This window comes from Streptomyces mutabilis (genome assembly GCF_014649815.1).
Classification (GTDB): domain Bacteria; phylum Actinomycetota; class Actinomycetes; order Streptomycetales; family Streptomycetaceae; genus Streptomyces; species Streptomyces mutabilis.
The window spans coordinates 70307-80518 of the sequence record NZ_BMTT01000024.1 but is presented as its reverse complement, the minus strand read 5'-3'; the positions used below and the strand labels follow the sequence as shown (position 1 = coordinate 80518).

At 71.4% G+C, this 10212-nt stretch carries 8 protein-coding genes; 6 read left to right on the top strand and 2 right to left on the bottom strand.

Going from position 1 to position 10212, the window contains the following annotated elements; translation table 11 throughout:
- Positions 1 to 63 precede the first annotated feature (63 nt).
- Both IE142_RS30950 and IE142_RS30945 read right to left on the bottom strand, forming a co-directional pair.
- A complete protein-coding gene (locus tag IE142_RS30950; protein WP_191888796.1) occupies positions 64 to 1770 on the bottom strand; it encodes a threonine/serine exporter family protein in 1707 nt (568 codons plus the stop codon).
- 127 nt (positions 1771 to 1897) lie between these two features.
- Positions 1898 to 2389 carry an inorganic diphosphatase gene (locus IE142_RS30945; RefSeq protein WP_007452023.1) on the bottom strand — a complete coding sequence of 164 codons (492 nt, stop codon included), beginning with the start codon at positions 2387 to 2389 and terminating at the stop codon, positions 1898 to 1900.
- Positions 2390 to 2468: 79 nt separating this feature from the next.
- Here IE142_RS30945 and dacB point away from each other — a divergent pair, with 79 nt between their 5' ends.
- The 6 genes from dacB to folE all read left to right on the top strand — a co-directional run bounded on the left by dacB (position 2469) and on the right by folE (position 10178).
- Positions 2469 to 4064, top strand: coding sequence for a D-alanyl-D-alanine carboxypeptidase/D-alanyl-D-alanine endopeptidase (gene dacB, locus IE142_RS30940; protein WP_229831025.1), 1596 nt, complete (start codon positions 2469 to 2471; stop codon positions 4062 to 4064).
- Between the two features lie 151 nt (positions 4065 to 4215).
- Positions 4216 to 5343, top strand: a complete 1128-nt coding sequence (locus IE142_RS30935; RefSeq protein ID WP_191888795.1) for a zinc-dependent metalloprotease — start codon at positions 4216 to 4218, stop codon at positions 5341 to 5343.
- Positions 5344 to 5535: 192 nt separating this feature from the next.
- Positions 5536 to 6582 carry a tRNA lysidine(34) synthetase TilS gene (gene tilS / locus IE142_RS30930; RefSeq protein ID WP_043371868.1) on the top strand — a complete coding sequence of 349 codons (1047 nt, stop codon included), beginning with the start codon at positions 5536 to 5538 and terminating at the stop codon, positions 6580 to 6582.
- 95 nt (positions 6583 to 6677) lie between these two features.
- Entirely contained in the window at positions 6678 to 7217 is a 540-nt protein-coding gene (hpt, locus tag IE142_RS30925; RefSeq protein ID WP_229831030.1) for a hypoxanthine phosphoribosyltransferase, read from the top strand.
- Between the two features lie 195 nt (positions 7218 to 7412).
- A complete protein-coding gene (ftsH, locus tag IE142_RS30920) occupies positions 7413 to 9452 on the top strand; it encodes an ATP-dependent zinc metalloprotease FtsH (protein ID WP_191888802.1) in 2040 nt (679 codons plus the stop codon).
- A 120-nt stretch (positions 9453 to 9572) separates the two neighbouring features.
- Complete coding sequence (gene folE / locus IE142_RS30915) at positions 9573 to 10178, top strand: GTP cyclohydrolase I FolE (RefSeq protein WP_043371873.1); 606 nt, start codon at positions 9573 to 9575, stop codon at positions 10176 to 10178.
- Positions 10179 to 10212 lie beyond the last annotated feature (34 nt).

Genomic DNA, 10212 nt, shown 5'->3' with positions numbered 1-10212 from the left:
GACCGCCCGCCACTGCCACTACCGAAGAAGAACCAGCTCAGGCAACGATTTCTAACTGGAGTACTAGAACCCCCGGGTCCGTTTGGCCGCCCGCCGACCCGCCGCGCTCGCCGCCCCCGGCACCCGCAGGAACAGCCGGGAGATCTCACCGCCGAGGTTCACCCCGATGGCGATGGCCATGGCGAGGGCCACCGCCGTGGACAGGTACACCAGCCCCCGGTCGACCCCGCTCTGCGCGATCGCCAGCAGCCCGAAGTACGTCGCGGAACCGGGCAGCAGCGGCCCGATCGCCGCGGTCGTGTACGGCAGTGCCGACGCGAACCGGTACCGGGACATCAGCTGCCCGAACAGACCCACCAGCCCCGCCGCCGCGGCCGTGGAGGCCACCGGCGAGATGCCGCCGACGAGGTGCATGGCGCCGTACACGCTCCAGGCGACACCTCCGTTCAGGGTCACCGCCAGCACGGTGGATCGTTCCTGCTGGAGCAGGATCGCGAAGGCCAGCGACAGCAACATCGACGCGCCGATCTGCACGAGCGGCTCGTCGCCGGTACCCAGCTGGGCGTCCGGATTGAGCTCGGCGCCCAGCTGGACGCCGAAGTACAGCACCACCAGCACCCCGGCGACGATGCTGACGAAGAAGTACATGACCTCCAGCAGGCGCGCCGCGGCGGTGATGTAGAAGCCGGTCAGGCCGTCCTGCACCCCGGCGACCAGCGCCCGCCCGGGCAGCAGCGCGAAGAGGCCACCGGTGATGACCGCCGACGCCTTCACGTCGACGTGGATCAGCGTGAGCAGGATCCCCATCGCGGCCGGGGGCATCGCGGCCACCGCGAACTGGTAGAACTCCGGCAGCCCGCGCCCGGCGCAGAGCCAGGCCAGCCGGTCGCCGAGCATCGAGCCCAGCATCGCCGCGACGAACACGGTCAGACCGCCGCCGACCAGCACCGACGCCGCGCCCGCCAGCAGCCCGCTGGCCGCGGTCAGCACCCAGGTGGGGTACGGATGCCGGTTGCGGCGGATCTCCGCGAGGCGCCGGTACGCCTCCTCCAGGGAGATGTGCGTGTCCGGGTCGCTGAGGTCGTCCACCAGATGGAACACGGCCGCGAGCCGGGTGTAGTCGGTGCCCCGGCGGCGCACCGTCCGCGAGGCCGTCACCGGGTCCTCGACCAGGGACGGCTGGTGGGAGATCGACAGCAGGGTGAAGGTGACGTTCGGCTCGCAGCGGTCCAGGCCGTAGGAGCGGCAGACGGCGAACATCGCCGCCTCCACGTCCTCGGCGCCCTCGCCGCCCGCCAGCAGCAACTCCCCGATGCGCAGCGTCAGGTCGAGCACGCGCGGCACGGCGGGGCCGGTCTCGTCGTCGTGCTTCTGCGACGGCTCGGGCGCGGGCCGGTCGGCCACCGGCATGCGCAGCATGGCCCGCATCCGGTCCTGCCAGGGCACGTCCGTCAGGTTCACCGCCGGGAAGCCGCTCGCCGGGGTGAAGGCGGCCGGCGACCACGCGTGGTACGTGCTCGGCATGCTGAACGCCGAGCCCTCGGTCTCCGCGGGCGCCCCCGTCGGCGCGTCCAGCCCCTCGGGCACCGCGAACTCGGAGGTCGTCTCGGACTCCGTGCCGGTGTTCCGAGGGACCGCCAGACCCTGCGGGATCTCGAACTCGGACGTCGTCGACGACTCGCCGTCGACCGGCGTGCCGACGCCGCTGGGCGGCCGGAAGGCACTGCGCGCCTCGTCCGACTGCGGCTTGCGGTCCTCCGCCTCCGTCACCTGCGAAACGCTCCCTGGGCCCTCGTGCGACACACCCTCCTGTAGCCCTCAGTATGCGCACCCAAACGTGAACGGGCCGCACGCGTGCGTGTGCGGCCCGTTACGGAAGTGGCTCAAGGAGGCGTGCTCAGTGGCCGCCCTGGTCCTTGAAGCGCTTGTAGGACCGCTCGATCTCGGCCTCGGCGTCGGTGCGGCCCACCCAGTCGGCGCCCTCGACGGACTTGCCGGGCTCCAGGTCCTTGTAGACCTCGAAGAAGTGCTGGATCTCCAGGCGGTCGAACTCCGAGACGTGGTGGATGTCACGCAGGTGCTCCACCCGCGGGTCGGTGGACGGGACGCACAGCAGCTTGTCGTCGCCGCCGGCCTCGTCCGTCATCCGGAACATGCCGATCGCGCGGCAGCGGATCAGGCAGCCCGGGAAGGTCGGCTCGTCCAGGATGACCAGCGCGTCCAGCGGGTCGCCGTCCTCGCCGAGGGTGTTCTCGACGAAGCCGTAGTCGGTCGGGTAGGCGGTCGAGGTGAACAGGCGGCGGTCCAGGCGGATACGACCGGTCTCGTGGTCCACCTCGTACTTGTTCCGCGAACCCTTCGGGATCTCGATCGTGACGTCGAACTCCACCGGACGCTCCTCCATGATCAGCACATAGTTCTGGTGATTAAGTGTCCCTCACGCAGGTGTGTGATCGCGAAAGGGGCTGGTGGTAGTGCCAGAGCTGAGGCCTTGGCGGGCCGCGAGACCGCATGTGGTGCGGGCCGCGGGTGCCGTCCGACCGCGTCTCGCGCGCGCCGCGCGGGCCGCGAAACCGCGGGTCGCACGGTTCGCACGGGCCACGGCGCCGCAGCTCACCCGGATCGCGGGGCCGAAGACCTGGCAGTACACCGCCGGTGCCGCCACGGCCGGGCTGGCACTGGCCGCCGGTGTGGTGACCGCCGCCGGCCCCTGGGACTCCACGGGTCAGCGTACGGCCGAGCGGGACCGGGCAGTCGCCCTGGAGCGCACGGGTGGCGCAGATCACGGCCGCGGACCGGACGGCTCCGGTACGACGTCCGGCTCGCCCCGGCCCGCGCCCAGCGCCCCGTCCGTCCTCACCGGCCTCGGCGACACCTCCGGCGGGGTCCCGGGCGGCGCCAAGGCGGCGCCGGGGACGACGGCCCTCGCCGACGCCCTCGGACCGCTCCTGGAGGGCCCGGCGCTCGGCAGCGCCCGCGGGGCGGCCGTCGTCGACCTCGCCACCGGCAAGCGCCTGTACGGCCTCGGCGCCGACACGGTGCTGACACCCGCGTCCACCACCAAGATCGCCACTGCCGTCGCCGCGCTCAGCGCCCTCGGCCCCGACCACCGCCTCACCACCCGCACCGCCCTGGAGGCCGACACCGGCGAACTCGTCCTGGTGGGCGGCGGCGACCCCACCCTCACCGCTCGCGAGGACGCCCGGGGCCTCGCGAGCCTGCGCAGCCTCGCCGAGCGGACCGCCGCCGCACTGAAGAAGCGGGACGTGCGCGAGGTGACGCTGTCGTACGACACGACGCTGTACGCCGGTGCGGAAATGCACCCGATCGGGGTCAACGAGAACCTCGCCCGCGTCACCGCCCTGATGGCCGACGAGGGCCGCACGGACGACTCCACCAGCGGCCCCGCCCCGCGCGTGACCGACCCGGCCGCCGACGCCGCCCGCACCTTCGCCGGGTTCCTGGAGCGGCACGGCATCACCGCGTCGTCCCCCGGCCCTTCCAAGGCCACCGACCGCTCGGACACCCTCGCCACCGTCTCCTCGCCCCCGCTGTCGGCGCTGGTCGAGCGGATGCTGACCAACAGCGACAACGACATCGCCGAGGCCCTGGCCCGCCACACCGCCGTGGCGACGGGCGAGCCCGCCGACTTCGACGGCGTGGCGGCGGCGATCGAGGCCCGGCTGAAGCAGCTGGGGCTGCCCGTTGACGGGGCCCGTTTCCACGACGGCAGCGGCCTGGACCGCACCGACCGGATCACCGCCGACCTCCTCACCGCCCTGCTCGCCAAGGCCGCCGACCCGGCCCGTCCCGAGCTGCGCCCGGCCCTCACCGGTCTTCCCGTGGCGGGCTTCACCGGCACGCTGAGCGGCCGCTACACGGACGGCGCGGCCGGTGTCGTACGTGCCAAGACCGGCACCCTGACGGGCGTCAACACCCTCGCCGGCACGCTGGTCACCGACGACGGCCGCCTCCTGGGCTTCGCGTTCCTGGCCTCCGGCACGACGGACGCGTGGGCGGCGCAGACGGCCCTGGACCGAGCGGCGACGGCCCTGGCGTCCTGAGCGCGTGGCCGTGGGTCGCCGTCCCGCAGCGGCGGCGTGCGCGGCGTCCCGCCGCACACCCCGGCCCACCCACGCCGGGCACTGCCCGGCCCCCCACCCCACCGCCCGCCACAGCCTGCCCCCAGCGGCAGCGCTCCCGTACCGTTGAGGAATGACGAGCATCGGCGCATCTTCCGGCATGGTCGACTGGAACCTCGCGGTGGCGACCGCGACCCGGCTCGTACGGCCGGGTCCCGAAGTGAGCCGCGACGAGGCCAGGGCCGTCGTCGCGGAACTCCGCCGCCACGCCAAGGCGTCGGAGGAACACGTCCGGGGCTTCACCCGCCTGGCCACCGACGAGGCACACGACACCCCCGTCCTCGTCGTCGACCGCCCGGGCTGGGTCCGGGCGAACGTCGCCGGGTTCCGGGAGATCCTCAAACCCCTGCTGGACAAGCTGGAGGAGCGGCGCGGCAGCAGCGCCGGCAACGCGGTCCTCGGTGCCGTCGGCGGCAAGGTCACCGGCGTGGAGCTGGGCATGCTGCTGTCGTTCCTGTCCTCCCGCGTCCTCGGTCAGTACGAGACCTTCGCCCCGGCCACCCGCGAACTGCCCGCCGGCGCGAACGGCGGCGGCCGGCTCCTCCTCGTCGCGCCGAACATCGTGCACGTGGAGCGCGAACTCGACGTCGACCCGCACGACTTCCGCCTGTGGGTGTGCTTGCACGAGGAGACGCACCGCACCCAGTTCACCGCGGTGCCCTGGTTGCGGGACCACCTGGAGGGCGAGATCCAGTCGTTCCTCGCGGAGACCGACGTCGACCCCATGACCGTGCTGGAGCGCATCCGCGAGGCGGCCCAGACCCTCGCCGGCGGTCGCCCCGAGGGCGAGGAGGACGACGGCGGGCGCTCGCTCGTCGAACTGGTGCAGACCCCCGCCCAGCGGGAGGTGCTCGGGCGGCTCACCGCCGTGATGTCGCTCCTGGAGGGCCATGCCGACTTCGTGATGGACGGGGTCGGCCCGGCGGTCGTGCCGAGCGTCGGGGAGATCCGCGAGAAGTTCCAGCAGCGCCGCGCCAAGGGCGCCTCCCGCCTCGACCTGGCGCTGCGCAAGCTGCTCGGCCTGGACGCCAAGCTCCGCCAGTACCGGGACGGCGAACGCTTCGTGCGGGCCGTCGTCGAGGAGTGCGGCATGGACGGCTTCAACCGCGTCTGGACCTCGCCCAACACCCTCCCCACCAAGTCGGAGATCTCCGAACCGGCGGACTGGATCGCGCGGGTGCACCGGAAGACGGAGTCGTGAGCCGCGCGGATCGGGTGTGAACGAATCCGGCCGACGGCAGTCGAACGCCCCTCCAATCACCCGTCCGAGGGACCGTGGGCTCTCGACAGGCGTGCGATGCTCGGGGAACGGCCCGTTTCTGTCACCATCTACACACTCTGCGTGACCGAACCTCGGGCTCACCCCCCGACAACTTCATGAAGGGCACCGGACATGGGTCCTCATCCTGCGGTCGCGGCGATACGCCTGGCGGTCCGCCGCGTCCTCCACGACATCCTCACCGAACTGAACACCACGGCCGGCGTACCCGCCGCGACGGCCGCCGAGCGCATGCCCGAGCGCCCGCCGTCGCCGCTCGTGCTCGTGGCCTGCTCCGGCGGCGCCGACTCCATGGCACTCGCCTCCGCCCTCGCCTTCGAGGCCCCCCGGCTCGGCGTCCGCGCCGGCGGCGTCACCGTCGACCACGGCCTGCAGAACGGCTCCGACCTGCGCGCCGAAGAGGTCGTCCTGCGCCTGCGCGAGCTGGGCCTGGACCCCGTCGAGGCCACCGCCGTGACCGTCGGCCGCGAAGGCGGGCCTGAAGCCGCGGCCCGCGACGCCCGCTACGCCGCCCTGGACGCAGCCGCCGCCCGCCACGGAGCCGCCGCCGTCCTGCTCGGCCACACCCGCGACGACCAGGCCGAGACCGTCCTGCTGGGCCTCGCCCGCGGCTCCGGCATCCGCTCCCTGTCGGGCATGGCCGCGGTCTCGGGGGCCGGCGGCCGTTACCGGCGCCCCTTCCTCCAGGTCGACCGGCAGACCGCCCGCAAGGCCTGCATGGTCCAGTCCCTCCCCGTCTGGGACGACCCGCACAACGCCGACCCCGCCTACACCCGCTCCCGGCTGCGCCACGAGGGCCTGCCCGCCCTGGAGAAGGCCCTCGGCAAGGGAGTCGTCGAGGCCCTCGCCCGTACGGCTCAGCTCTCCCGGGACGACGCCGACGCCCTCGACGCCTGGGCCCGTCAGGCCGAGGCCGGCGTCCGCGACGCCTCCGGCGTCCTGGAGTGCGCCAAGCTCTACGCCCTCCCGCCCGCCGTGCGCCGCCGGATCCTGCGCCGCGCCGCCATCGACGCCGGTGCCCCGGCCGGTGCGCTGTTCGCCCGCCACGTCGAGGAAGTCGACCGGCTGATCACCGGCTGGCGCGGTCAGGGGGCCATCAACCTCCCCGGCAGAGTCGTCGCCCGGCGGCAGGGTGGCAGACTGGTGATTCGGCAAGGCTGAATCCGGACCCGCTCACCGATCCGTACCCGGATCGCCGGGGCGCTCCGGAGCGGCCGGTGGGACGACCGAAAGTGATGCGGGTGGACGCGAACGACATGGGTGCCGACCTCGAGAAGGTACTCATCACCAAGGAAGAGATCGACGCGAAACTGGCCGAGCTGGCCGCGAAGATCGACGCGGAGTACGCGGGCAAGGACCTGCTCATCGTCGGCGTGCTCAAGGGCGCCGTGATGGTCATGGCCGACCTCGCGCGCACGCTGTCCACCCCCGTCACGATGGACTGGATGGCGGTGTCCTCGTACGGCGCGGGCACCCAGTCCTCCGGCGTGGTGCGGATCCTCAAGGACCTCGACACCGACATCAAGGGCAAGCACGTCCTGATCGTCGAGGACATCATCGACTCCGGGCTGACCCTGTCCTGGCTGATCTCCAACCTCGGCTCGCGCGAGCCCGCCTCGCTGAAGGTGTGCACGCTGCTGCGCAAGCCCGACGCCGCGAAGGTCGCCATCGACGTGGAGTGGGTCGGCTTCGACATCCCCAACGAGTTCGTCGTCGGCTACGGCCTCGACTACGCCGAGAAGTACCGCAACCTCCCGTTCGTCGGTACCCTCGCGCCCCACGTCTACGGCGGCTGACAAGGTCCTGTAGGGCGCTCTGCGGCGTTCGTGGGGGCGGCCGGGAACCCCGGAGGCTCCCGCGCCGTTGGAGCATGCAGACGGGACGCCGGCCGTCCCGTGCGGCTGAGGGCCGCCCGGCTGGGGTACCGTCAGAAGAACTGTCTTATCAAACTCACTATGGCAGGAGGGACGGGGCGGCACCGCTCCGTGTGGATGGACGTGAAGCGATACTTCCGTGGGCCGGTCATGTGGATCGTGCTGGCCGTCCTTGCCGTGGTCGTGTTGATGCAGGTCGTCGGCTCGTCCGGCGGCTACAAGACGGTGGACACAGGCCAGGTCGTCCAGGCGATCAACGACAACAGGGTCGAGTCGGCCAAGCTGACCACCGGCGATGAGCAGAAGATCCAGGTTCAGCTCAAGGACGGCGAAAAGGTCGAGGGCAGCTCGAAGATCCAGGCGAGCTACATCGGCGACCAGGGCGTGACCCTCGCCAACACGCTGCAGAACAAGTATCAGGACAAGCAGATCTCGGACGGCTACACGGTGTCGCCGTCGAAGCAGAACCCGTTCGTCGGGATCCTGCTCACGCTGCTGCCGTTCGTTTTGATCGTGGTCGTCTTCCTGTTCCTGATGAATCAGATGCAGGGCGGCGGCTCCCGGGTCATGAACTTCGGCAAGTCCAAGGCCAAGCTCATCACCAAGGACACCCCCAAGACGACGTTCTCGGACGTCGCCGGGTCGGACGAGGCCGTCGAGGAACTCCACGAAATCAAGGAGTTCCTGCAGGAGCCGGCCAAGTTCCAGGCCGTCGGCGCCAAGATTCCCAAGGGCGTGCTGCTGTACGGCCCGCCCGGCACCGGCAAGACCCTGCTCGCGCGCGCCGTGGCGGGCGAGGCGGGTGTGCCGTTCTACTCGATCTCCGGTTCCGACTTCGTCGAGATGTTCGTCGGTGTCGGTGCCTCCCGAGTGCGCGACCTGTTCGAGCAGGCCAAGGCGAACGCCCCGGCGATCGTCTTCGTCGACGAGATCGACGCGGTCGGCCGTCACCGCGGCGCCGGCCTCGGCGGCGGTCACGACGAGCGCGAGCAGACCCTGAACCAGCTGCTCGTCGAGATGGACGGATTCGACGTCAAGGGCGGCGTGATCCTCATCGCCGCCACGAACCGGCCCGACATCCTCGACCCGGCGCTGCTGCGTCCTGGCCGCTTCGACCGGCAGATCGCCGTCGACCGTCCGGACATGCAGGGCCGTCTGGAGATCCTCAAGGTCCACCAGAAGGGCAAGCCGGTCGCCCCGGACGTCGACCTGTCGGCCGTCGCCCGCCGTACGCCCGGCATGACCGGTGCCGATCTGGCCAACGTGCTGAACGAGGCCGCCCTGCTGACGGCCCGCAGCGACCAGAAGCTGATCGACAACCACATGCTGGACGAGGCGATCGACCGTGTGGTCGCGGGCCCGCAGAAGCGGACCCGGATCATGTCGGACAAGGAGAAGAAGATCACCGCGTACCACGAGGGCGGTCACGCCCTGGTCGCGGCGGCCTCACCGAACTCCGACCCGGTCCACAAGATCACCATCTTGTCGAGAGGCCGGGCCCTCGGTTACACGATGGTGCTCCCGGACGAGGACAAGTACTCGACCACGCGCAACGAGATGCTGGACCAGCTCGCCTACATGCTGGGCGGCCGTGCGGCCGAGGAACTGGTCTTCCACGACCCGACGACGGGTGCCGCCAACGACATCGAGAAGGCCACCGGCCTGGCTCGTGCGATGGTCACGCAGTACGGCATGACCGAGCGCCTCGGTGCGATCAAGTTCGGTGGCGACAACACCGAACCGTTCCTCGGGCGTGAGATGGCGCACCAGCGCGACTACTCGGAAGAGGTCGCCGCGCTGGTCGACGAGGAGGTCAAGAAGCTCATCGAGACGGCGCACAACGAGGCCTGGGAGATCCTGGTCGAGAACCGCGACGTCCTCGACAACCTCGTCCTCGCGCTGCTGGAGAAGGAGACGCTGGGCAAGGATGAGATCGCCGAGATCTTCTCCCAGATCGTCAAGCGTCCGTCCCGGCCCGCCTGGACCGGCTCCTCGCGTCGTACGCCCTCGACCCGTCCGCCGGTGCTCTCCCCCAAGGAGCTCGCCCTGACGAACGGAGCGAACGGCGCCACGGCGGCGATCTCCACCGCCAAGAGCACCACGGCGGAGCCGGCCCCGGCACCGGAACGCCGCCCGGAGGACCGCCCGGAGAGCTGACCGGCCCTCCCGGCGGCCCCACCAGGCCCGGAATGTATGCCGCGCCCCCCAGGTTCTAGCCTTGGGGGGCGCGGCATTCCCGTATGCCGACCGCAGTACAGGACAGGAACGAGGCACCAGATGACCGACCCCGTGACGCTGGACGGCGAGGGCCAGATCGGCGAGTTCGACGAGAAGCGGGCCGAGAACGCCGTACGCGAGCTGCTCATCGCGGTCGGCGAGGACCCGGACCGCGAGGGGCTGCGGGAGACGCCGGCGCGGGTGGCGCGGGCCTACAAGGAGATGTTCGCGGGACTGTGGCAGGAGCCCGAGGACGTGCTGACGACGACGTTCGACCTCGGCCACGACGAGATGGTGCTGGTGAAGGACATCGAGGTGTTCAGCACCTGTGAACACCATCTCGTCCCGTTCCGCGGCGTCGCGCACGTCGGCTACATCCCGGCGACCAACGGCAAGATCACCGGCCTGTCCAAGCTGGCCCGCCTCGTGGACGTCTACGCCCGCCGGCCCCAGGTGCAGGAACGTCTCACCACGCAGATCGCCGACTCGCTGATGGAGATCCTCGAGCCGCGGGGCGTGATCGTCGTCGTGGAGTGCGAGCACATGTGCATGTCGATGCGCGGCATACGCAAGCCCGGTGCGAAGACCCTCACCTCGGCGGTGCGCGGACAGCTGCGGGACGTCGCCACGCGCAACGAGGCGATGAGCCTGATCATGGCTCGCTGACGGCGCGCCGCCGCCGTCCGCGGGTCCGTCCGGC